Source organism: Arthrobacter sp. AZCC_0090 (genome assembly GCF_014207375.1).
Lineage (GTDB): Bacteria > Actinomycetota > Actinomycetes > Actinomycetales > Micrococcaceae > Arthrobacter.
The window spans coordinates 1-22,514 of sequence record NZ_JACHEE010000016.1; the positions used below are offsets into that span (position 1 = coordinate 1).

Consider the following 22,514-nt stretch of genomic DNA (forward strand, 5'->3'; position numbering starts at 1 on the left):
AACATGCGCAACGGCGCCTCGGTCTGCCAGCTCTTCGCGGTCAGCTCCGTACCCCGGGCAGCTTTGACCGGACGCGCTCCGGTAGTGAAATCGGCACTCATTATTTAGTACTCCTTAGGTCTTTGCTGGACTAGTTGCTTCGCGCTCGAACTAGGCCAGATTCTTCGACTTGAGCCAGTCCTGGGCGATTTGTCCCATGTCCTCGAACTTGGCGGTCCTGCCGTTCATCTGGATCAAGTCTTCGGTGGTCAGTGCGGCGGAGACCTTGTCCAGCACGCCCTTGACGGTGTCCGTGGACTTCTTCTGGTTGATGAGCGGGACGATGTTTTCGGACAGGAACAGGTTCTTGTTGTCTTCCAGGGCAACCAGGTTGTTGGCGGCGATTGCCGGATCGGTGCTGAAGAGATCGGCAACCTGTACCTGACCGGAAAGGAGGGCGTTGAGCGTGAGCGGACCTCCGGCGTCGAGCGCTGAGAAGTCCTTGAAGTCGAGGTTGTAGACGGACTTCAGGCCAGCGACACCGTTGATACGGGTCTTCCACTCCGGCGGGCCGCCGAGGACGAGGTCCTTGGCCACGGGCTGGAGGTCGCTGATGGCCTTGAGGTTGTACTTGTCGGCAGTTTCCTTCTTGACGGCCAGGACGTCCTTGTCTTGTGCCTTGGACGCCGTCAGTTGGGTCAGTCCGGACGGGATCTTGCTGCTCAGCTCCTTGGTGACTTCATCCTGGGTGACCGCCTTGGTGGCTGAGTCGAGGTACTGCAGGAGGGCTCCACCGTATTCCGGCATGAGGTCGATGGAACCGTCCTTCAACGCCGGAATGGTGACTTCGCGGCTACCGATGCTGGGCTTCTCCGTGACCTTGACGCCCTTGGCTTTGAGGGCCTCGGCGTAGATCTTCGCGATGAGTTGGCTTTCCGGGAAATCCGCGGAGCCCACAATGATGCTGTCGGTGGAGCCGGCGGCCTGGGAGTTGTTGGAGGAACTCATGGGATCCCCGCCGCCACAAGCGCTCAGGGCGATCGTGGTGGCTGCCGCCAGGGCGAATCCGGTCAGGTACTTTTTCATGTCAATTCTCTCTGGGGAGGGCCGTCGCAGGGCATGCGGTGGCCAAGTGGGGGTGGGTCGAAGGGTGTTGCAGCCGCCGGGCGGGGGCCTGGCAACCGATGGAACGGGGAGTTGCTTAGACCGTGACGGGCGTTTTCACGGTCTCGTCCGGGGCGGCCACAGCGGCCGCCTTGACCGTGCGCCGGGTCAGTCCGGGTGAGACGACCCTGCGGGTGATGAAGGCGAGCAATTGGTCGAAGAACAGGGCCAGCAGCGCAACCAGCACGGCGCCGGCAACCATCTGGCTGTAGTCGTTCTGGGCTTTGCCGTCGATCAGCAGCCGTCCGAGGCCGCCGAGCGAAATGTACGCTGCGATGGTCGCCGTCGAGATGATCTGCAGCAGTGCGCTCCGGACACCGGACAGCATGAGCGGAAGCGAGCAAGGGAGTTGGATGTCCGTGAGGATCTTCATGGTGCGGAAGCCCATGCCCTTGGCGGCATCGACGGCGGCGGCATCCACAGCGCGGACACCGGCGTAGGTGTTGGTCAGGATGGGCGGGACCGCGAGCAGCACCAGGACGATGAGGCTCGGCAGGATGTAGCCCATCTTGGACGGGAAGGCTGGCGAGATGAGGAGGACCAAGAGGATCAGCAGGCCCACGCTGGGGAGGGCGCGGAGGGCGTTGGCCAGGCCGGCGATCATGAAGACGCCCTTGCCGGTGACGCCGATGTAGATGCCGAGCGGAACTGCGATGATGGCCGCGACGGCCAGTGCGATGAGGGAGTAGAGCAGGTGCTCCCCGATTAGGGTGGGGATGCCGTCGGCGCCGCTCCAGTGCGCGGGATTGAACAAGTAGTTGATCATGATGCCACCACCTTGGGGGTCCACGGTGTCAGCCACCGGTTGAGGAGGATGATCAGTCCGTCAAGGATCATGGCCAGGACCACGCAGAGGATGATGCCGGCGATGATCGGGGTGAAGAACCGCAACTGGAAGCCTTGGGTGAAGAGCGAACCGAGCTGAGGGATACCCAGCAACGCTGCCACGGAAACGAGGCTCACGTTGGAGACCGCCGCGACGCGCAGGCCTGCGCTGATGACGGGGACGCCCACGGGAAGCTCCACTTTCACCAGGCTTTGGTATCCGCGGTAGCCCATGGCCTTCGCGGCTTGGACTGTGTCTTCCGGTACGGAATCCAAGGCGTCAGCCACCACTCGTACCAGCAGGGCCACGGTGTAAATGGTCAGGGCGGCAACGATGTTGAGCGGGTCCAGGATCTTGGTGCCAAGGACCAGCGGCAACAGGACGAACAACGCGAGGGAAGGGACCGTGTAAAGGAGGCCCGCGATGCCCACCAAAAGGGGGTAGATCCGGCGGCTGCGGTGTGCCCACCAGCCAAGGGGCAGCGCGATCAACAGGCCCAGGATGAGGGGAGTGACGGCGAGCAGTACGTGCCAGCCGAGGAGGAAGACGATGTTGTCGGATTGGCGGCCCAGCCATTCAAAGTTCATCGCGCCGTCTCCAAGTGTGGTTCTGCCTCGATCGCCTTGACGACGTCGGTGGCAGTCACCGTGCCGATGAGCTCGCCGTGTTCGTTGACGACGACGCCGCGCCGGCTGGGTGAGGAGAGTGCGGCGTCGAGCAATTGGCGCATGGTCCCGGAGGACGATGCGGAGGTGCCGCTGAGGTTCAGGTGCTCCCTCTTGAGTTCGCCCTTGATGAGATCGGCTTGCGCCCAGCCGAGCGGCCTCCGCAGAGGGTCGACCACCAGGACCCAGGCGCCGGTAGCTTTGCTCTGTGCCTCGGCGGCGGAGGCCCCCAGCGTGACCACGGCTTCTTCCGCAACTGCTACCGTGCCGGCCGCATTGGTGAAACCGAGCGAACGGTAACCGCGGTCACGCCCCACGAAGTCGGCCACGAATTCGTCAGCAGGGGACGTCAGCAGCTCCGACGGCGTTGCCATTTGGGCGAGCTTGCCACCGACGCGCATCACGGCAACCTGGTCGCCGAGCTTGAGGGCTTCGTCGATGTCGTGGGTGACCATGATGATGGTCTTGCCGATCTCGCGCTGCAGCCGGAGGAACTCCTCCTGGAGTTGCGCCCGCACCACGGGGTCGACGGCGCTGAAGGGTTCGTCCATGAGCATGAAAGCCGGATCCGAAGCCAGCGCGCGGGCCACGCCAACGCGCTGCTGCTGTCCGCCGGACAACTGCCACGGGTAGCGCTTGGCGAAACTCGCCGGGAGGCCGACGCGCTCCATGAGTTCGAGGGCCTTCATGCGCGCCTTTTGCCGGCTCTCGCCAAGCAGCACGGGCATGGTGGCCACATTGTCCACGATGGTGCGGTGCGGAAACAGGCCTGCATGCTGGATGACGTAGCCGATGCGGCGGCGCAGCAGCGCTGCGTCCATGCCCGACGTCGGCTGGTCATCGAGGTAGATGGTACCGCTGGTGGGTTCGATGAGGCGGTTGATCATCCTCAGCGAAGTGGTTTTGCCACAACCGGACGGGCCAACCAAGATGGTCAGCTTGCCGGTGGGTGCCTCGAGGTTCAGGCCGTCGACGGCGACCGTCCCATCCGGGTACGCCTTGGTGACATTTTCAAACTTGATCATTTCTTTTCCATGCTTTCCTGGGGCACTTCATGGTCTCCGGAGGGTTCCACGAGGATGTTGTCCGCCACCCTCGCCAGTTCCTCGCCAAATGTCTGGGCCTTCGCCTCGTCCAAGCGGTAGCTGGGCGCGACGATGCTGAGGGCTGCCACGGTGCGTCCGCCGATCACAATGGGTGCGGCGACGGCCGTGATGTCGTCTTCCACGCCGCTCCGCACGATGGCGTAGCCGCGGCCGTTCTGCCCGCCGGTGAGGACCTTGCCAGCGGCGGACCCTTCCAGCGGAATGCTCCTGCCGACCCAGCTGGTGTGCCGGACGGAGCGGGTACCTTCGACGATGGCAATGTAGATTCCGGTTTCCCCAGGACCGGGAATACTCAAATAGCAGGACTCGCCCGTTTCAGCCACGAGCCGCTTCATATGTGGCGTGCAGAGCGATACGAGAGACTCCTGTCCCAACGCGAGGGCTCCCAACTGGATCACGCTGGCACCAGGACGGAAGTTTCCGCCCGGATCCCGCTTCACGAATCCGCTGCCTTCCAAGGTACGGAGGAGGCGGAGTGCGGTGCTGGCCGACAAGTCAACAACGCGTGCTGCGTCGCTCAGGCTGATGGAGCCATCGGTGCAGACCGCGCTCAGGAGGGCCAAGGCCCTTTCGACCGTCCGTGTGGAGGAATCTGCTGCCACTGCTTGGCCTGCTTTCAAGTGGTCTGAATCACCTTGTCTTGCCACTAAGTAAAAATCAACTTTCATCGGATGGCAATAGATTTCTAGAAATTTCCAAATATTCCGGGATTTGAGACACCCTGTGACGTCAAGGCGTATCGGCGGTGTTTCTAGCCTGTTAATTGTGATGGCTCTACGCTCGGGGTCTTGTCAAGGAGTGGAATCTAGTTTTTACTTGGTGGCAGTCTTCATTAATCGGAGGAACACGTGGAAACCGTCAATCAGCTCCTTGACTCAATCAAGGACGTGGGCCGCGATGCGGTGCGCGGAGGATACTCCAGGGCCGTCTACTCGACGCCCGAGCTCGACCTCAGGCAGTGGTTCATCGAACAAGCCCAGCAGCGCGGCCTCGACGTCGAGACCGACCGCAATGGCATCATCTGGGCTTGGTGGGGAAAGCCCCAGGACGGTGCGCTTGTCACCGGCAGCCACCTCGACTCCGTCCCTGGCGGAGGGGCGTTTGACGGGCCGCTCGGCGTCGCTTCCGCGCTGGCCGCCGTCGACCTCCTCAAGTCCCGCACCACGGCCCCCAAGCGTTCGCTGGCCGTCACGGTCTTCCCGGAAGAAGAAGGATCCCGCTTTGGCGTGGCCTGCTTGGGGTCGCGGCTCCTGACCGGCGCCATCGACGTCGACAAAGCACTGAACCTGCGCGACGTCGACGGCAACACTTTTGCCGACGTCGCCCGGGGCCACGGCCTGGATCCACGGCACGTCGGGCCCGATCAGGAGGCGCTTGCGCGAATCGGCGACTTCGTTGAACTCCATGTGGAACAGGGCAAGGGGCTGGGCCAGAGCGGGCCGGCCATCGCCGTCGGAAGCTCCATTCTGGGCCACGGCCGCTGGAAGCTGAGCGTCAGCGGCCAGGGCAACCACGCCGGTACGACGCTCATGGCCGACCGTGCCGATCCGATGGTCGCGGCCGCACAGATCGTCGTTGCCGTCCGCGACACCGCGGCCAAGCAGCCGGACGCCCGGGCCACCGTGGGCCGCCTGACGCCGGTTCCCGGCGGCACCAACGTGATTGCGTCGCGCGTCGATCTGTGGCTTGACGCCCGCCATCCCGACGACGCCGTCACGGCACAACTGATCGAATCGATCTACTCCGCAGCCCGGGAAATCGCGGCGAGCGAAGGATGCACCGTCACCCTCACCGAGGAGTCCTACAGCGACACCGTGCACTTCGATCCCGGCTTGAGCCGACGCATCAACGACCTCCTGCCCGGGGCCCCAGTTCTGGCTACCGGTGCAGGGCACGACGCCGGTGTGCTGGCTGGACATGTCCCCTCGGCGATGGTCTTCGTCCGCAACCCCAGCGGAATCTCGCACTCCCCGGAAGAGTACGTGGCGGACGAGGACGCTTCTGCCGGCGCCGCTGCCCTTGCCGACGTTTTGGAGGGACTCCTGTGATTGCATTCTGGTGCGAGACGGCCTTGGTAAGCATCGACGGCGGTGCTGGCGCGAGGGGTTCTGGCGCCGGCGGTTCGACGGCAGCCGCCGGCGTCCGGCTGGAGGTGGAAAACTTTCGCATTTCCAGCATCTCCACCGGGGTCCAGCCCGAGCCCGGTGACCAGGTACTGAATGGCGTCGTTTTCCCGGCGGCGGCCAACGCCCACTCGCACGCATTCCACCGGATCCTGCGCGGACGGACGCACGATGGCCGCGGTGACTTCTGGGTATGGCGGGAGCAGATGTACCGGAGCGCCGCGGAACTGACACCCGAGAAATACGAAAAGCTCGCAACGGCAGTCTTCACCGAAATGGTGGTCTCGGGCTTCAGCAGCGTGGCGGAGTTCCACTACGTTCACCACGAGCCCGAAGGAACACCATACGCCGAGCCGCACGCGATGGAATTGGCGTTGGCAAGGGCAGCCGTCGCAGCCGGGATCCGCCTCACTTTGCTGGACACCCTTTATCTCGCGGGAGGCATCGGAACACCGCTCAGCCCGGAACAGGCACGGTTCGGCGACGCCGACGCCCAGGCATGGTTGGACCGGCTCGCCTCCCTGCGAGTCGAGATAGCGCGGAACTTCCCGCCGGACATGGTCAGCGTGGGCGCCGCCCTGCATTCCGTCCGTGGCGTACCCGAAGATGCCCTCAAGACGGTCGCCCGGCAGTTGCCAGACGACATCCCGCTCCACATTCATCTGAGCGAACAACCGGCTGAGAACGAGGCCTGCCTGCAGGCCTACGGCGTCACCCCGGCAGGACTTCTTGCCCGGCATGGCTTGTTGTCCGCGCAGCTCTCCGCCGTCCATGCGACCCACCTGACACCGGAGGACATCCAGTTGCTTGGGGACGCTGGAGGCACTGTGGTGATGTGTCCGAGCACCGAGGCCGATCTCGCCGATGGGATCGGGCCGGCCCGCGCATTGTCCGACGCCGGGGCGATCATCGCGCTCGGCACGGACCAGCACGCCGTGATCGATCCTTGGGTTGAAATGCGCACCCTGGAGCACGGAGAACGCCTCGGTTCCGGTCAGCGGGGCAGGTTTTCACCGCAGGAACTGCTTCGCGCCGCCACGGTCGGGGCGACAGCTTCGATGGGCACTCCCATAGCGTCGGCACTCGAGGTAGGCGCAGTGTGCGACCTCATGGCTGTGGCTCCGGACTCGGTGCGGACCGCCGGTTCCATGCCACAGCAGTTCGCGTTCAGCGCGACAGCGAGTGACGTTACCGCCGTCGTCATTGCCGGTGAACTGGTGGCTTCGAACGGAGTCCATGTACGCCTTGGCGCCCCGGGGAGGCTCCTGATGGAGGCACTCAAAGAGTTTTCCTAGGGCGTCACGCTGAGCAGGTTTTTGGAGGTGCTGCCGGTACTTGGACCCGGAATTCCGGGGTGGAGGGACGCTGGCGCCAACAAGAAGTTGCAGGGCGTGACGGAGGCAAGAACGGCACGCTTAGGTCCAAGCCTGAACGAACTACGGTGCCAGTTCCTCAACCCCGCGGAGCAGCCGGGCGACGTCGTCCGCGTCGTTATACGGCGCCAGGCTTGCCCGCACAGCACCGCCGTCGTGCCTGACGCCCAAAGCCTGGGTGAGCTCCCACGCGTAGGCGTGTCCATGCCACACGTTCACCCCACGGGCCGCGAGACGCGCCGCCACCTGTTGCGGAGTGCGGCTGGCAACTCGAAAGTACGCCACCGGCGTGCGCGACGCCGGTCTGCCGAACAAACGCACGTGCGGCATGGCCGCCAGCGCGTCGAGAAGCACGGTGAACTCAGCTTCCTCATGTGCCTGGACGGCCGCCATTGAGTTCAGCACCCGCTCCCTGCGGGATTGGCCCGGGTTGCCGCTGAGTCCCGCAACGTGCTCGACGGCGGCGGTGACGCCTGCGAGGTCCGCAAAAGCCAGCGTTCCGGTTTCGAATCTCTCGGGGACTGAGTTTGATGATGCGGCGAGCTTGTCGGGCTGAAGCGACTCGAGCAGGGCCGGATCGGCTACCACCGTGCCGATGTGCGGGCCGGACCACTTATACGCCGAGGTAGCGAAGAAATCTGCGCCCAATGCGGCCATATCGATGGGTACGTGCGGCGCGGCGGCGACTCCGTCTACGTAGGTCAAAGCGCCGTGACGATGGGCGATATCGGTGATGGCGCGGACATCCGGCCGGGTTCCCAGAACGTTCGACGCTGCGGTGACGGCGAGCAATCGGGTGCGCTCGTTGACCAGCCCTTCGAACTGGTCCACCGGGAGTTCGCCCGTGGACGTATCCACGATTGCCCACCTCACGCGAACGCCATGCCTTCCGGCGAACTGCACCCAGGGGCGCACATTGGCATCGTGATCCAGCTGGGACAAGACGATCTCGTCTCCGGAGCTCCACTGTCTTGCGAGTGCGCCGGCAAGCCGGTACGTCAAGGTGGTCATATTGGGACCGAGGATGACGCCGTCGGGCTGGCCGCCCACCAGGTCCGCCACGGCGAGCCGCGCCTCGGCCGCCAGCTTGTCCGCACGCCGGCTGGCGGGAAATTCTCCATGGGCGTTGCCGAGTCCGCTGCGGTAGGCGTCCGACACTGCGTCGATCACGGAATCCGGAAGCTGTGTGCCTCCAGCGCCGTCCAGGTAGGCGGTTCCGTCGGAGAGGGCGGGGTACAGCTTCCGAAGGAGATGAATGTCGAGCGTCATGGGGCTAGGCTATGGGTTTGTCGTTCGGGCGTCGAAGGGCGGAACGCCTAGTTTCCGGGCTCAGAAAGGGCAGTCTGCCTAACGTGCCTGTTGCGCTCCCGCCGTAGATTTGCGTTGGTTGACCCGACCCTTCAACTGCCCTGCCCCGGAACCTAGCCAGGAGAATCCATGACGTCGGCCCATATGCTCAGTCAACTGACGAACCGCCTTGGCGCTTGGGTCACTTTTCTGGACGCGCACGGCATAGAAGCCTTGTCCGGCAGCGGATTCGACTGGATCGGCATCGACTTGCAACACGGCACCGCCGCCTTGGAGGGACTCCCCGGGTTGCTTCGCGCTTGCGAACTCAACCGAACGCCTGCTTTGGTGCGAACGTCTGGGCACAGCGCGGCGGAGATCGGCCGTGCGCTCGACGCCGGAGCGGCCGGCGTCGTAGTCCCCATGGTCGAGTCCGCGGCACAGGCCGCGGCGATCGCCGCCGCCCGCACCTTTCCGCCGGAGGGTGTCCGCAGTTCCGGGGCTTCACGATCTGCCGTCGCGGCGCCTTCGCTGCTCCAGCCTGAAGGGAGGGTGTTATGCCTGGCCATGATCGAGAGCGACGCCGGGCTGGCCAACGCCGAAGCAATCGCGCAGACCGATGGGATCGACGGGATCTTCCTCGGCCCCTACGATTTGGCCCTATCCCTGGGCGCCGCCCATGGCGTCACGGATCCGAAGACCATCGACGCGATCGGCCGCGTTCTGGCGGTGGCCCGGAATCATGGGAAGCTGTCGGGTGCGTTCAGCGGCTCCCCGGAGTTGAGCCGTGCGTTGCACGACGCCGATTTGCTGGCTGTCGACTCCGACCTCGCCTTCCTGCGGGCCGGCGCCGAAGCCAAATTGGCGGCCACCCGCGCGGCACTTTCGGCCGCACGGGACTAGGTTCACCACGGGACTAGGTTCACCACAGGACTCGGCCACCGAGTCAGACGCTGCGGGTCTTCACCGGCGGACGCATGTACGTGGTGCGGCTTGGCCGTACGCCCAGCCTTGCGCTGCTTTCGAGCCAAGTGACAGCGGCACCGGTGGGATCCACCACCGGTACGTACGTGCCGCTCTCTTCGAGCCGCCGCTGTAGTGCGGCAGCCACCCCGAGCATTCCGGTGCACCCGAGCACGATGACATCGGCCTCGCCCTTGGCAACAGCCTCCGACGCCTGGACGTAGAGGCGGTCCAGAAGGAGTTCGTGGTCCTCCAAGCCGAGCACAGGCAAGTCCACCACGCGGATGCAGCCGATCCGCTCGCTCAAGCCATACCGCCGGGTGAGGCTGCGGAGCATCGGCAGGACGTTGGGCAGCACCGTGACGATGCCAATCTTTTCGCCCAGGCTCAAGGCGTGCAAGACGGCCGGTTCGAAGCCGCCAACCACCGGGTAGTCCGCGATCTCCCGCGCCGCGTGCACGCCCGGATCGCCGAAGCACGTGACGAACACGGCATCAACGCCGTCGCTGCTCGCCTCGTCGATCCGGTCAAGGATGCCCGGTGCCGCGAGGGCTTCGTCGTACTCGGACTCGATGCTTGCCGTTCCGCGCGCCAGGGCGACCACGTCAAACGTGGTTCCAGGGGCAACCCAGGCGGCGATCTCTGCGGCGACCGGCTCGGCAAAGCTCTCGCTGATCACGGGGACTATGACTCGAAGATGCATGACAGATCCTTCTGTAAGGGGTACATGTGCTGGCAACACTAGGTGCATCATCCAAGGCCCAGAACGGGCAGAGCGCACTGCGAACCCAGGATCATTGTGCTAAGTGCCCGGACGGACTTCGATCTTCCCGGGCAGGGCTTAGCCGTGCTCAGTCTCGATGGTGCGGCAGGCCAATTGAAGCGCCAGCCGCTGGTTGGGATCATCGAGGTCCACGCCCAAGCGCTCGCGGAGTCGGTGCAGGCGTGCCGTGACGGTATTGCGGTGCAAGCCTAGGACGATGCCAGTAGTGGAGACCGAGCCTCCAGCCTCAAGGTAGACCTGCAGCGTGCGGAGAAGCTGCCCGCCGTCGACGCCTTTGAGGGGTGCCAGCGCAGTCTCGGCGAACGCCCGCAGGATCTCGGAATCCTGCCACGCAGCCAAGAGTCTCGCGACGCCCAGCTCATCGATGTGTTCGGCCGCAGGACGGTAGTCGTGCGTCCTTGCCAGCGTTGCCGCATCACGCGCCTCCAAGAGGGTGCTGGCCAACCCACCGGGGCCATGGTGGACCCGTCCCACTCCGGCCACCACCTCCCAGTGGGCGGGCAGTTGGGCCAGCACAAGGCGCACCGAGCGCAGAACCCGGCGGCCATCCGACGACGGCGGTTCGGTAGCGCTGCTGATCCAGACGGTCCAGCCATCACCACGGTCCACAACGGGTCCAACAAGCTTTTGGGCCTCCAGGGCGCTCCGCAGTTTCCGCATGGAGGTCACGGGATCATCCTGCAAGGGATCCCCAAGCCGGGCAGTCCGGATCAGATGGATACCGACGTGCCAGTCCTGGAGGCGCCAGCCCGCGGACAACGCACGTTCCACGACATCTTGGCTCGCCACACCCTGCCCCGCGATGAGGTCCGCGAGAAGGCGTCCATGGAACACTGAATCCCTCTCAGCTGCCGCGCGCTGACTGGTGAGCCACGCCCGGACGTAGGGTTCGGCAACTGCCAAGGCAGAAGCCGTTGCGATGCGCTGGTGCTCGCCGCTGCCGGCCGTCTGGGAAGCGAGCCACGCGGCGGCCTGCGTGGACCCCGGCTCTGTCACCGGATGGACCAGGATTTGTCCGGAAGGTGAGGGGTCGCTGTGCTGTGGAACGGTGAGGTCCAGCCTGAGTGTCGAAGGCAGGCTGAGAGACTCACCGTGGATCGTGCTCCCGTCGGAGGACAGCAGCCAGACCGCTTGGGATAATGCCAAGCTCAGTGCGGCCAGAATGTCTTCCGCCGTGGTTTTGGTGCTAAGCCGACGGACCACGTCCTCGATGAGCCTTGCCCGCTGCACTTCGGGTGCACGGACCCGGATGGTGAGACGATGGAGCAGGTCCACGAGGTCGGCCCCCACAATGGACAGCACGGGGATGGCGAGACGGTCGGCCAACCGCAGGGTGGAGAGCAAGGGTGACTGCGCTTCAGCGGTGATCAGCAGCGCTGCAACACCGGCCGATTCCGCCCGCCGGACGAGGGCTTCCAGACGATAGGACGGTGTCACCGCCTCTGCGGCGCACACCACAAGGTGACCGTTCGCCGTCGTCGGGAGCTCCCCGGTGTACCAGCTCAAGTCCCGGACCTCGCGGCCGAGACCCTCGCGTCCGGCGACGACGCCGGCACACGCGAGCACTGTTTCGGTGAGGAGTTCCCGGACACTGACTGGGGTGAAATTAGCGGTCACCGGGTGGCCTCCGGCCGGCCCGAGTCGATCCCGAAAGCGGCGAGTCCGATCAGCTCTTCAGCCCCGTGCGGCCAGCCCGGCATGAGCGGGAGACGAAGCAACGCGATGGATTGTCCCGAGCGGAGCCTGTCCGGCGGGACGGGCGCAAAGGTCACCGGGTCCAACACCGCCAAGACATCCGGCGCGGACGCACGGGAGACGCCGTCGACGGCTACGTTCAAGTATTCGTCGAGCATGTCCAGCCTGAGGATATGCCCCGCTGAACGGTCCGTGACCGTGAGGCTCCCAGGGATATCGCCGCGCCGGGGCCGGATTTCATCCACCCTGCCTTCGCATAACAACTCGCCGCCCAGCCTGGCAGCGAGGTCCGAAACGCTGCGCCCCGCGGAGTCGGCCAAGGCCTGTCCGAGCGCAATGCAGCCGCTGACCGAACCGGGCAGGCCAAGTGCCGCCAAGGTGTCCGCGCGGCACGGGTAGAGGGCCACCGCTGCGGCGCCTCCGAGGGCGGCGACGTTCGCGCGCATGATCCGATCAGCGGCATCGACGGATGCGGATTCGATAATGACGGAATCTGCCGCAGGCCCGACCACCGCCATGGGCGTCGCCGGATGGCCTGCGGCGGCGAGCGTTGTCTGGCTGATGCGAGGGAAGGCCCTGCCCATGAGATCGCCGTCTACCACGGGAAGGCCAAGCACTTGCGCGGCAACCAAGGGGATGAGTGCGTTCAAGCCGCCGATTTCGATCACGCCGATGGCTCCAACGCGTTGGCGCAGCGCACCTGCCAGTGCCGTGACGGCATTGGCGAAGTCTTCTCCACCGGGCGGCCGCTCGGCGACGACATCCGGTGCTCCGGCAAGCCCGACGTGGACCACGACGGTTTCCGGCGGCAAGTCTTCCGCTGCTACCAAACGGGCACGCCCTCCGTCCTGGAGCGCATGACGCAAAAGCCGGGCCCCGACGGCGACGTCCCCGCCGCCCCCGGAACCCAGCAGCCCAGCGCCTGAGGCCAAAGCGGACACATCGTCCACGCCCAGATAACGCTCCATCGGCGATCCTGGTGTCACTGCTGTGGTGGCACGGGATGGGTCCTCATGTTGATCATTGTGGCATGGCGATTCAGCCGATTGGCACGTACTGGTGGTCGTAGCCGAAGTAACCCGGTCCTACCAGTTCGAGCGCTGCATCGGTGCGCCAGCGCGGATCGCAAGGGGCAGCGAGGACTGTGACCCGGACGCCATAGCGGAGCATCTCCGTGGTGACTGGCTCGCCGGAATCCGTGTCCAGGACGCAGATGAGATCCGGGACGCTGGCTACCACTTCGCCGTCGCGCCGCGCCACGAGGTGTTCGTTCTGGAAGGCGAGTTCGAAGTGTGAGCCAAGGTCCTCGCCAACGCCATCCACGTGTGCCTCGCCGCGTGCGAAGCCGGCCTCCGTCTTGCGCTGGATGTCCACGATCTTGCCAGTGAACAGCTTCCGGCCGCGCAGCAGTTCCGTCGCTACGGCTACCGGATCCCGGTGTTGTTCGCGGGCTTCGCGGATGCCGGTTCCCAGCCGTTCGCACAAGGTGATGGTTCCAGGAACCATGAGCTCCTTGATTTGCTTACCGGTCAAGACGTACAGGCTGACCGCGGCCGTGCAACCCATCTCCACGGTGACGGCGCGGGCCAAGCGTTCGGCCCAGGCATTGTCCACGGTCTGTAATGTGATGGCATTACCGCGCTCGTCCGCCATGGTCATGGGACTCGCTTGGACTCCGCTCAGCGTGGGCAGGACCATTTGAAGCTCGGGGAAGGCTCGGCCCATAGCGTCGGCGTCAACCAGGGGTAATCCCAGTTCCGCCGCGGCAATGAAGGGAGTCACCGAGTTCAGGCCGCCGGCCTCGATCGAGACCGTGTGCGTGACGCGCTTGCCGATCAATTGCTCGACGGCGCGGAGGGCGTTGGTGGCTTCGTCGCCCGCCGGCATCTTCTCGAGCATTACCGTGGGGGCGCCCATGAGCGCAACTGGGACGACGACGGCGTCCTCTGGCAACTCGTCGACGTCGAGCAGGGTCACTGGACCGTGCCGGCGCAGTGCCTGCTCGGCCAGGAGGCGGCCGACGTAGGGATCGCCGCCGCCTCCCGTGCCCAGCACCGCGGCACCGCGGGCGATGTCCGACATCTGGGTTTCGTCAATTTCACGCATTGTTGCCTCCAAGAGCCAGGTTGCCGACTGCTTTGACCCGGATACGTGTGGCGTTGCCGGGCAAATACGCCAAGGGAACTTCTTCGATGTCCACGATCGAGACCGAATCGGGGCGTGCTCCGGCCGCGATGGCACGGTCGGTGGCTTCCTGCCGCGCGGCGTCGAGCACTAAATCGCGACTTCCGGGATCCACGGAGAAGACCCGGTCCACTTCGCCACCCACCTGCGCGATCGCCGCACCAATGGCATTGGCGACCGAACCGTGCTCGGGCCGTAGCACTGCCGAGGCGCCGGCGAGGTTGTCCGGGACCAAGAATCCGCCGCCGCCGACTACCACCACGGGCACAGGTTCGGCCGAGGTCCTCATTCGGTCCACGGTCTCGGCCGTCCGCGTAGCGATGCTTTCCAGGGCGGCCCGCACCATTGCGGGGTCCAGTCCAGCCACCCGGTCCTGCTCGCCGAGCCGGATCAGGCCAGCCGCTGCGGCAACATCGGTAGCCGTCAGGGTGTCTCCGCCGAAGAGCAGGGCACGTTCGGTCAACGCGTAGCCGACACTGCCCGGACCCACCTCGACCCTCCCGTCGAGCGAGCGGATCAAACTGCCGCCGCCGATTCCAATGGACAGCACATCGGGCATGCGGAAGTTCGTCTGGACGCCGGCGACTGCGACGTCGGTGGACGCCTCGCGGGGGAAGCCCGACTGGAGGATTCCGACGTCGGTGGTGGTGCCGCCGACGTCGACCACCGCGCAGTCCTGCTCTCCGGAGAGGAACGCGGCCCCGCGCATGGAGTTGGTGGGACCGGACGCGAACGTGGCCACCGGGTACCTGCGGGCGTAGTCGATGTCCATCAGGGTGCCATCGTTCTGGCTGAGGTACACCGGCGCGCTAATACCTGCATCGGCTACGGTGCGGCTGAGGCCTGACGTCACGTGGTCGGCGAGGTCGCGCAGCGCAGCATTGATGATGGTGGCGTTTTCGCGGCCGAGCAGGCCCATCCTTCCGATCTCGTGGGAGAGGCTGACGGACAATTCCGGATACTCGCTCTCCACGATCTGTGCTGCCCGCAGCTCGAACTCGGCATTGATGGGGGAGAACACCGAGGACAGCGCAATGGAGCGGGCACCGGCGTCCGCAACCTTGTCCAGGACTTCCCTGAACTCGCGCTCGTCGAAGGGGCTGATCTGGCGGCCGTCATACTCGTGTCCGCCGTGGCAGAGGTAGCTGTGTCCGCCGAGGACGTCCACTAAGCGGCTTGGCCAGTCCACCATTGGCGGCAGTGCCCGGGTGGCCGGAAGTCCGAAGCGGATGGCTGCCGTTGGGGTCAGGTTCTTGCCCTCCACGAGCGCATTGATGAAGTGCGTAGTGCCGATCATGACGGCGGCTACGTCGCCGGGTTCGAAGCTGGCAGCTTCGCGGAGCTGCCTTAGGGCGCTGACGATTCCGCTGGTGACGTCCTCGGTGGTGTGGGTCTTGGTGGCAGCCAGGACGCTGCTGCCATTCATGAGGACGGCGTCGGTATTGGTGCCGCCGACGTCTATGCCGATGCGGATCATGGTTGATTCTCCTTTGATTTCAGGTACGGGGGACGGCGACGTTCGGCGTTAGGAGGCGGCAGGTTCCGGGACGGAAATTGGCTCGTGGTCCGGGTAGGTCTTGGTGCTGCCGATGCCCCGGATCAAGCCCATTCGTCCTGCGACGGCGTAGAGGATGAAAGCAATGAAGAGGGAATTGATGGACGGCAGGCCCCATGCCACGAAGTATCCGATGACAGAGGCGAGCACCCAGATGACGATCGTGGCGGGCACCCACGAGGGGGCGTGTTCGGGCAAGCGGCCGAGCTTGCGGCTGGAGTCCAGTTCACTTCGCCATTTGCGGACCACGAAATACTCGGCCACCATGATGCCTGCGATGGGCGGGAAGACGACGCCGAGCAGGATGAGGAAGTCCGTGAAGTGTCCCAGGATTCCCGCCGCGCCCAAGACAGTGCCGATGAGCCCGACGGTGAGGGTAACAGCACCGCGGTGCAGTTTGCGCTTCATGGTGCGATCGGCGAAGTTGACGATGCCCAAGGAAGCCGCGTAGAGGTTCCAGTCGTTGATCTTGAGCGTTGCGGTGATGACGATCAGCGTGCCGATGAAGCCGGACGTCGAGGTGACGATCGCGACGACGTCGTTGGTCTTGAGGGCCAACGCCAGCAGGACGCCGATGAGTCCGATGACGTATTCCCCTAGGGTGATACCGAGGACCGTTTGCTTGACGACGTCCTTGGCCGAGCGGTTGAAGCGGGACATGTCCGGTGTAATGACCGCGCCAACGATAAAGCCGCCGGCAACAATCGTGGTGCCTTGGATCAGCGTGAGCGCGGGGCCTCCGGGCGGTGCCGTGAGGAGGTCTCCCAGGCTGTGCTTGGACAATTCGGCAATGATGGACCAGCCCGCGAGCAGGAGGAACGCGGGTACGGCGACGTACGCGGTCCAAGCCATGGAAGCCATGCCGAACATGACGATCAGGGTGACCAGCACACCGAATATGAGGGCCCATGCCCACGCGGGAAGAACGCCGACCAAGTTGGCCAGGCCTTGCGCCGAGACCGCGTTCTGGATGCCGAACCAGCCGATGGCACTCAGGCTGATCGCGATGCCGATCAGTGAGGATCCGGCTCCGCCAAAGCCCGTCCAACGGGCGAGTACCGACGTCGACAGGCCTTCGCGCTGTCCCGCGATACCAGTGAAGATGGTGACGATTTCAAGGATGACCGAGCCGAGCGTTATGGCGAGGACGGCACTCCAGAAATCCATGCCGAAACCGAGGGTGGCCCCGAGCAAGAAGCTGGCCAGGGAACTGAGCTGGCCAAAGCGCTGGGTGGCCACCGAAAACCAGTGGAAGCGTGCGGATGCGGGAACCCGTTCAAGTGCATAGTCATCGTGACCGACTGCTGTTGCCATCGGGACCTCCAAGGATTGTGGGTTGGGGAGGTCTTCAAGATATGCCTGAATGTGGTGTCCATCACGGGGCATGATGCCCTGTTTACGAAGAGTAGCAGGGCATCATGCATTTACTCCCACCCAGGACGCTCGCTCACCTTTGTGGCTGTTTTTCGGCACCCTCGCTCATTTCTAGTGAGCGAGCGTCGGCCGAAACGGCGGCATATGTGAGCGAGCGTCGGCCGAAACGGCGGCATATGTGAGCGAGCGTCGGGGCGGTCGCTACTTCAAACCCGAGCGGACAAACGCGTCCACCACGTATCGCTGCAGGAAGATGTAGATCAGGAAGATCGGCAGGCAGGCGAGGGATGATGCAGCCATGATGGCGCCCCAGTTGTTGCCTTCGGCGCCCAGGAAGCCGCGGATGCCTACCTGGATCAGGGCATCGGACTTCTGCATGATCAGGGAAGGCCACAAGTATTCGTTCCAGGCGCTGATGAACAGCATGATGCCCAGGGCCGCCAGCGCTGGCCGGAGGTTCGGAACCACCACTTCCCACAGTGTCCGCCACGAAGACCGGCCATCCATCTGGCTCGCATCCAGGAGATCCTTGGGGAAGGCCTCAAGGTGTTGCCGCAGCATCATCACGGCGAAGGCCGAACAAAGCTGCGGGATGACGACGCCGGTGATGGTGTTGAGGAGGCCCATCTGGGACACCAGCAGGTAGTTGGGAATCATGGTGACTTGGAAGGGCACCAGCCAGGACCCCACGAACAGCAGGTACAGGGCCTTCTTCCCAACAAAGTCCCAACGCGCGAAGCCGTAGGAAGCCAGGATGGCCACGAGCAGCTGGGACGCAGCCAGTGCCAGTGCCATGCCAAAGGTATTCGCCAGCATGCCCGCGATGGGGATGGTCTTCAGGACGTACTGGAAGTTCTCCAGGCTCAGCGGTCCCGGCAACGGGTTGATGGACAGGGCGTCCGACGGCGGCCGGAAGGCCGTGACGAACATCCAGTAGATGGGGAAGATCGAAACGATCGCCAAGGCGATCAGCAGAACGTGACTGGGCAGTGTTCTCAAAAACACAGTCCGCAACGACCCAAGCCGCAACGACGCAAACCGCGTGCGTCTAAGACCGGCGGCAGGGGCCGTCGTCGGCCCTGAAGCTTTCGAACGCTCCGGGACTGTCGAAGTATCAGCGGAACCAGGCTGGGCCGGCGGGGCGATGGTAATGAAGGCCATGGTGGTTCTTTCTAGTTGTCGTAGAAGCTGAGTCGCTCCGAGAGCTCCACGAAGACCAGGGCGATCAGCCCGAATCCGAGGAAGAAGAGCGTGCCCGCGGCGGAGGAGAGGCCGGCATCGAAGTTCCTGAAACCGAACTGGTACAGCAGGTAGTAGATGTTGGTAGACGAATTGCCCGGCCCGCCCTGCGTCACGAGGTCGATGATGGGATATGTCCACTGCGCAGACAGCAGGATGGTCATGAGCGCGAGGAAGACCAGGCTGGGCGAAAGTAGGGGGATGATGATCCGCCACGTGATCTGCCTTCCACTGGCGCCGTCGATCGATGCAGCGGCGGCATAGTCCGGGCTGATTCCTGCCAGCCCGGCTGAAACCACCAGCACGCCGAAGCCGAGCATCTGCCAGCCGACGATCACGATCACCGCAGTCATCGAACTGTCAGGATCGCGGAACACATTCCCCATCGGGGCGCCAAGGGCTGCGGCAATCGCCGGGATCGTTCCGCCCTCAGGAGCGAACAGCCACCGCCAGATCGCGCTGCTGGCCACGGGAGTGATAAGGAACGGCACGAAGATCAGGGCCTGGTAGGCAGTGCGGGCCTTGCCCTGGACCTTGCGCGAAAGTAGCGCGAACACGAGCGGCAAGGCAACGGAAATACCCAGGAACGCCAGGATGTACAAGCCGGTGTTGATCAGGGCCTGGTGCAGTTCGGGCAGGCTCAGGACCTTCGCGTACTTCTGCACGTCAACATATTGTTTGGGCCTCGTGGGGATCAGGTTCCAGTCGTTGAAGGACAGGTTGACGGTCTGTCCCAGCGGCCAGTACGTCCAGACGAGCAGTAGGACGACGGCGGGAAGGATGTAGAGGTAAGGGCTCAGGATGCGGCGCTTGGAGCGCCGCGTAGCCGTGCGCCCGGCCGGGCCGGCAGGGGCAATGCCCGCTGCCGGCCCGGCGGTCTCGATGAACATTCTGTCGGCTTCCTTTCGGTGCTGTGGCTGGTTAGCGAACGCTTTCGGCGAACTCGCCGTCGGCCGTCTCGGCGTCGGTGGAGCGCTCGACGTCGGACGCCTCACTGGGGGCGGTCATCGCGGCGGTTGCTTCTTCGAGGGTCATCTTCTGGAAGGCTGCCATCTGCTCGGCCGTGACCGAGTACACGGTGGAGAACTCGCCGATCGGGACGACGGAGCTGAGCATCTTGTCCTGGTAGAGGTGGATCAGGTTGAACGCCTGGGCGCCGTTCTGGCCGCGCATCGACTTCGGGGCAACGTTCAGGTCCTGTGTGTAGCACGTGGCCGAAGCAACCGTCACGGGAGCCCCGGCGAAGGTGCTGAAGGTGGAGTAGTGCAGGTGGCCGGCCAGGATGCCTCGGACGTCGGTGCCCTCGATGACCTTCTCGAAGCGGCTCTGCTCACGAAGTTCGAACATTGCCATCATCTCCAGGGGGCTGGGGACCGGCGGGTGGTGCAGGGCGATGAGGGTGCCGTGCGGGGCCGGGGTGGCGAGGACATCGGACAGCCAGGCCAGCTGCTCGTCGGAGATTTCTCCGTGGTGCTTGCCCGGAACCGTGGAGTCCAGGGCGATGATGCGCAGGCCGTTGACGTCGTGGACCATGTCCACGGATTCTTCACCGGCGTCGGAGTCCAGGAGGCCCGAACGGAAGGCCGTGCGCGCATCGTGGTTGCCCATGACCCAGATGATCTTGGCGCCGAGTTCCTCGGCCACGGGCTCCACGATGTTGCGCAGGCGGACGTAGGCGTCGGGGCGTCCGGTGTCGGCGAGGTCGCCGGTGAACACCAGAGCCTCGGGCTTGACCTGGGCTTTGACGAAGTCGCGGAACAGTTGGCGGAGGTTCTCGTCGCTGTCCACGCTGCCGTGCAGGAGGTCGTTGTCGGCCACAAAGTGGGTGTCGCTGATGTGCAGGATGAAGTGCTCGGGAGCGGGGTGCTGACGTTCGGTGCTCATGGTCTTGTCTCCTTGTAAGGGTCTTCGTAAGTAGCTGCGGTAGCGGTGGTTCTTAGCGGGTGGAGCTGACGGTCAGGACGTCCCTGAGCCGTTCGAGGTCGGCGTCGCTGAAATCGTGCGCCTGGAGCAGGCCGGTGGTGCTGCCGTACATTTCGTCAACGAGGTCCAAGGTGGTCGCCAGGACGGTGGCGGGGCTCGCGGAGATGATTTCTCGGAGTTCCTCGCCGATGCCGGCCAGGCCCGGGTGGCCGGAGGCGGCGGCCATCATGGCCTCGCTCCATTCGCCGCGTAGGTTCTCCTCGCTGGCTGTGTAGTCGAGGATCACTTGCTCGCGATCCACTTCCGCCGCCAGGAGGGCCAGGGCAATCACGACGCCGGTGCGGTCCTTGCCTGCCGTGCAGTGCACCAGCACCGGGTCCGTTCCGGAGTCCGCAATGAGGCGAACCGCGTCGGCAAGGCGCCGGGCGTGGCTGCGGATCATGAGGCGGTAGATGTCCACGAGGGTGGTGATCTCCGCGGTACCCGGGACGTGGCCCTCTTCGAAAATCGGGTTGTGCCTTATGTCGACGGCGAGTCCGTCGAGTTTGCTGGGTGATTTCGCCAACTCGGTGCGGTCGCGCAAATCGATGACCATACGGATGCCGAGCTCTGAGAATTGCCGGCGTCCGGCGTCGGTCAGTCCGTGCAGTGCGTCCGAGCGGTACAGCTTTCCTTCGCGGATGGTCCGCGCGGTAGCGTCGGTCTGCGCGTCGGCCTGCGCGGTAGCGTCGGTCCGCGCGGCGGCGGCATAGCCCGCCGTGCTCCGGAAGTTGTAGGTGCCCTCCACGGGGTAGGGGCGGTTACGGGTTCCGAAGACGGCGTCCTCGGCAGTGGTTGTCACAGCTGGTGTCCTTCCGGATCGATCAGTGAAAGTTAGGGGATCAGGTCCTGGGCGCGCTTCTGGGCGTCGGCCATGGTGGTTTTTGCGTCCTTGCCGTAGTAGACGACGTTCTCTACGGCTTTGCCGAGGATGTCGTCGATCTGCACATAGCTGTTGCCCGGGTAGGAAACCCACGGCTGGAGGCGGTCAAGCTGGACGAGGTTAGGGGCCAGGAGCGGGTTCTTCTGGGCCCAGTCGTAAAGGGAACCACCAGCAGCCGTCAGCGAGGTGCGCAGCGGCAGGTAACCGATCTTGGTGGAGATCTGTTCGTAGGCGTGGTCGCTGGTCATGAACTTGATCAGTTCCCAGCCGGCGCGCTGCTTTGCGGGATCCTGGGAGAGGACGAACAAGGCCGAGCCGGAGTTGGTGGGCACGGCCGGCTTGCTTCCGAAGGACGGCATTCCGGCTGCTTTGAGCTGCCAGCCGCCCTTGGTGGCAGCCGACATGAACGATCCCTGCAGGGCCGAGGTGGTGAGGATGAAGGCGGTGTCGCCCTTGGGGAGGCCTTCGAACTGCGCATTGCTGTCTGCATTGCGCAGCACGCCGTCCTTCGACAGCTGAGCCATCTTGGTGACGGTGTCGATTGCCGCGTCCGAGCCGAAACCGATGGTCTTGCGGTCATCGGAGAGGACCTGGGCCCCGTTCGACTTGAAGACGCCCTGCATGCACCAGTTGCCGCCGATGCTTGTGCAGGAAATGTCGAGGGAGGGCTTTCCCGTTTTTGCGGTGACGGCCTTGGCCGCGGCTTCGACCTTGTCCCACGTGGAGAGGTCCGGGTTGGCGATGCCGGCGTCGGCGAGCTTGGTGGCGTTGTAGAAGAGGACAGGGGTGGAGAAAACGTAGGGAATGCCGTAGGTCTTGCCGTTCCAGTCGGCCAGGTGCTTCGCGTTCGGGTGGAAGGGGTGGGCGCCTCCGAGCGCCTGGTCAACGGCGTCCTTGCCGACGAGGTCGCTGATCGGCTGGGCGCCGAGCTGAGTGGCGGCGAAGTCCAGCGAATCGAACGTCAACTGTGCGACGTCGGGTGCGTGGCCGGCAAGGAGCTGGGTCTGGACGCTGCTGACAGTGTTGGATCCGACGGCGCCGCCGCCCTGCGGTGCCTGCGCGGTGACGTGGATGTTCGGGTGGGCCTTCTCGAAGTCGGCTACGAGGCCTTTGACGGTATCGGTCCAGACGCCTGCCTGTGCCAGGTTGTAGCTTTCGAAGGTGATGTTTACTTGCTGATCGGACTTCAGCTCTGGGATCTGGTTGGTCACGGTGCTGGCCTGGGAGGTGCCGGAGCAACCGGCGAGTGCCAGTGCGGCTGTGCCGGCAGCGATGGTCAGTGCAATTGAACGGAGAGGACGCACAATACTTCCTTGATTGCTGGGTTGGGTGGGTACTGCAGGTTCCGGTTG

20 protein-coding genes are annotated in these 22,514 nt (G+C 64.6%); 3 read left to right on the plus strand and 17 right to left on the minus strand.

Annotated elements, in window-relative coordinates; genetic code table 11:
• Positions 1-150: 150 nt before the first annotated feature.
• The 5 genes from HNP00_RS20355 to HNP00_RS20375 all read right to left on the minus strand — a co-directional run bounded on the left by HNP00_RS20355 (position 151) and on the right by HNP00_RS20375 (position 4,387).
• Positions 151-1,065 (minus strand): ABC transporter substrate-binding protein, encoded by a 915-nt coding sequence (locus HNP00_RS20355; RefSeq protein WP_184741540.1) that lies wholly within the window; start codon positions 1,063-1,065, stop codon positions 151-153.
• Between the two features lie 115 nt (positions 1,066-1,180).
• Positions 1,181-1,945, minus strand: a complete 765-nt coding sequence (locus HNP00_RS20360; RefSeq protein ID WP_311770634.1) for an ABC transporter permease subunit — start codon at positions 1,943-1,945, stop codon at positions 1,181-1,183.
• The gene (locus HNP00_RS20365) at positions 1,906-2,556 is read right to left on the minus strand and encodes an ABC transporter permease (protein ID WP_184741542.1); all 651 of its coding nucleotides are present in this window, start codon (positions 2,554-2,556) and stop codon (positions 1,906-1,908) included. Before HNP00_RS20365 ends, HNP00_RS20360 begins: the two co-directional genes overlap by 40 nt.
• Positions 2,553-3,659: an ABC transporter ATP-binding protein gene (locus HNP00_RS20370; RefSeq protein ID WP_184741543.1), complete on the minus strand. Its 1,107-nt coding sequence runs from the start codon at positions 3,657-3,659 to the stop codon at positions 2,553-2,555. The genes HNP00_RS20365 and HNP00_RS20370 overlap by 4 nt, the downstream gene beginning before the upstream one ends.
• Positions 3,656-4,387 carry an IclR family transcriptional regulator gene (locus HNP00_RS20375; protein WP_184741616.1) on the minus strand — a complete coding sequence of 244 codons (732 nt, stop codon included), beginning with the start codon at positions 4,385-4,387 and terminating at the stop codon, positions 3,656-3,658. Before HNP00_RS20375 ends, HNP00_RS20370 begins: the two co-directional genes overlap by 4 nt.
• 201 nt (positions 4,388-4,588) lie before the next feature.
• On the opposite strand from HNP00_RS20375, the gene HNP00_RS20380 reads away from it, so the two are divergent.
• Positions 4,589-5,788 (plus strand): allantoate amidohydrolase, encoded by a 1,200-nt coding sequence (locus HNP00_RS20380; RefSeq protein WP_184741544.1) that lies wholly within the window; start codon positions 4,589-4,591, stop codon positions 5,786-5,788.
• Positions 5,785-7,158: a formimidoylglutamate deiminase gene (locus tag HNP00_RS20385; protein ID WP_184741545.1), complete on the plus strand. Its 1,374-nt coding sequence runs from the start codon at positions 5,785-5,787 to the stop codon at positions 7,156-7,158. The genes HNP00_RS20380 and HNP00_RS20385 overlap by 4 nt, the downstream gene beginning before the upstream one ends.
• 141 nt (positions 7,159-7,299) lie before the next feature.
• Here HNP00_RS20385 and HNP00_RS20390 read toward each other — a convergent pair whose 3' ends face one another.
• Positions 7,300-8,505, minus strand: a complete 1,206-nt coding sequence (locus HNP00_RS20390; protein WP_184741546.1) for a cysteine desulfurase-like protein — start codon at positions 8,503-8,505, stop codon at positions 7,300-7,302.
• A 168-nt stretch (positions 8,506-8,673) separates the two neighbouring features.
• Between HNP00_RS20390 and HNP00_RS20395 the strand changes: the two genes are divergently transcribed.
• The gene (locus HNP00_RS20395) at positions 8,674-9,426 is read left to right on the plus strand and encodes an HpcH/HpaI aldolase/citrate lyase family protein (RefSeq protein WP_184741547.1); all 753 of its coding nucleotides are present in this window, start codon (positions 8,674-8,676) and stop codon (positions 9,424-9,426) included.
• A 43-nt stretch (positions 9,427-9,469) separates the two neighbouring features.
• Here the strand turns inward: HNP00_RS20395 and HNP00_RS20400 are convergent, their stop codons facing one another.
• From HNP00_RS20400 to HNP00_RS20450, 11 genes are all read right to left on the minus strand, one after another.
• Positions 9,470-10,189, minus strand: coding sequence for an aspartate/glutamate racemase family protein (locus HNP00_RS20400; RefSeq protein ID WP_184741548.1), 720 nt, complete (start codon positions 10,187-10,189; stop codon positions 9,470-9,472).
• Between the two features lie 138 nt (positions 10,190-10,327).
• Positions 10,328-11,887 (minus strand): PucR family transcriptional regulator, encoded by a 1,560-nt coding sequence (locus tag HNP00_RS23705; RefSeq protein WP_184741549.1) that lies wholly within the window; start codon positions 11,885-11,887, stop codon positions 10,328-10,330.
• A complete protein-coding gene (locus HNP00_RS20410; protein ID WP_184741550.1) occupies positions 11,884-12,933 on the minus strand; it encodes a DUF917 domain-containing protein in 1,050 nt (349 codons plus the stop codon). The genes HNP00_RS23705 and HNP00_RS20410 overlap by 4 nt, the downstream gene beginning before the upstream one ends.
• Positions 12,934-13,003: 70 nt before the next feature.
• Positions 13,004-14,071 (minus strand): DUF917 domain-containing protein, encoded by a 1,068-nt coding sequence (locus HNP00_RS20415; RefSeq protein ID WP_184741551.1) that lies wholly within the window; start codon positions 14,069-14,071, stop codon positions 13,004-13,006.
• Positions 14,064-15,623: a hydantoinase/oxoprolinase N-terminal domain-containing protein gene (locus HNP00_RS20420; protein WP_184741617.1), complete on the minus strand. Its 1,560-nt coding sequence runs from the start codon at positions 15,621-15,623 to the stop codon at positions 14,064-14,066. The genes HNP00_RS20415 and HNP00_RS20420 overlap by 8 nt, the downstream gene beginning before the upstream one ends.
• 51 nt (positions 15,624-15,674) lie before the next feature.
• Positions 15,675-17,018: a cytosine permease gene (locus tag HNP00_RS20425; protein ID WP_184741552.1), complete on the minus strand. Its 1,344-nt coding sequence runs from the start codon at positions 17,016-17,018 to the stop codon at positions 15,675-15,677.
• A 261-nt stretch (positions 17,019-17,279) separates the two neighbouring features.
• Positions 17,280-18,077 carry a carbohydrate ABC transporter permease gene (locus tag HNP00_RS20430; protein WP_260405088.1) on the minus strand — a complete coding sequence of 266 codons (798 nt, stop codon included), beginning with the start codon at positions 18,075-18,077 and terminating at the stop codon, positions 17,280-17,282.
• 173 nt (positions 18,078-18,250) lie between these two features.
• Complete coding sequence (locus tag HNP00_RS20435) at positions 18,251-19,207, minus strand: carbohydrate ABC transporter permease (RefSeq protein WP_184741554.1); 957 nt, start codon at positions 19,205-19,207, stop codon at positions 18,251-18,253.
• A gap of 31 nt (positions 19,208-19,238) precedes the next feature.
• A complete protein-coding gene (locus tag HNP00_RS20440) occupies positions 19,239-20,201 on the minus strand; it encodes a phosphodiesterase (RefSeq protein WP_184741555.1) in 963 nt (320 codons plus the stop codon).
• A 52-nt stretch (positions 20,202-20,253) separates the two neighbouring features.
• The gene (locus HNP00_RS20445; protein WP_184741556.1) at positions 20,254-21,081 is read right to left on the minus strand and encodes a tyrosine-protein phosphatase; all 828 of its coding nucleotides are present in this window, start codon (positions 21,079-21,081) and stop codon (positions 20,254-20,256) included.
• Between the two features lie 32 nt (positions 21,082-21,113).
• Positions 21,114-22,466 (minus strand): extracellular solute-binding protein, encoded by a 1,353-nt coding sequence (locus HNP00_RS20450; RefSeq protein ID WP_184741557.1) that lies wholly within the window; start codon positions 22,464-22,466, stop codon positions 21,114-21,116.
• Positions 22,467-22,514 lie beyond the last annotated feature (48 nt).

Coding starts and splice junctions, on each gene's coding strand:
- HNP00_RS20355 (WP_184741540.1), bottom strand. CDS start 1,065: ATGAAAAAGTACCTGACCGGATTCGCCCTGGCGGCAGCCACCACGATC.
- HNP00_RS20365 (WP_184741542.1), bottom strand. CDS start 2,556: ATGAACTTTGAATGGCTGGGCCGCCAATCCGACAACATCGTCTTCCTC.
- HNP00_RS20370 (WP_184741543.1), bottom strand. CDS start 3,659: ATGATCAAGTTTGAAAATGTCACCAAGGCGTACCCGGATGGGACGGTC.
- HNP00_RS20390 (WP_184741546.1), bottom strand. CDS start 8,505: ATGACGCTCGACATTCATCTCCTTCGGAAGCTGTACCCCGCCCTCTCC.
- HNP00_RS20395 (WP_184741547.1), top strand. CDS start 8,674: ATGACGTCGGCCCATATGCTCAGTCAACTGACGAACCGCCTTGGCGCT.
- HNP00_RS20400 (WP_184741548.1), bottom strand. CDS start 10,189: ATGCATCTTCGAGTCATAGTCCCCGTGATCAGCGAGAGCTTTGCCGAG.
- HNP00_RS20410 (WP_184741550.1), bottom strand. CDS start 12,933: ATGGAGCGTTATCTGGGCGTGGACGATGTGTCCGCTTTGGCCTCAGGC.
- HNP00_RS20415 (WP_184741551.1), bottom strand. CDS start 14,071: ATGCGTGAAATTGACGAAACCCAGATGTCGGACATCGCCCGCGGTGCC.
- HNP00_RS20425 (WP_184741552.1), bottom strand. CDS start 17,018: ATGGCAACAGCAGTCGGTCACGATGACTATGCACTTGAACGGGTTCCC.
- HNP00_RS20435 (WP_184741554.1), bottom strand. CDS start 19,207: ATGTTCATCGAGACCGCCGGGCCGGCAGCGGGCATTGCCCCTGCCGGC.
- HNP00_RS20440 (WP_184741555.1), bottom strand. CDS start 20,201: ATGAGCACCGAACGTCAGCACCCCGCTCCCGAGCACTTCATCCTGCAC.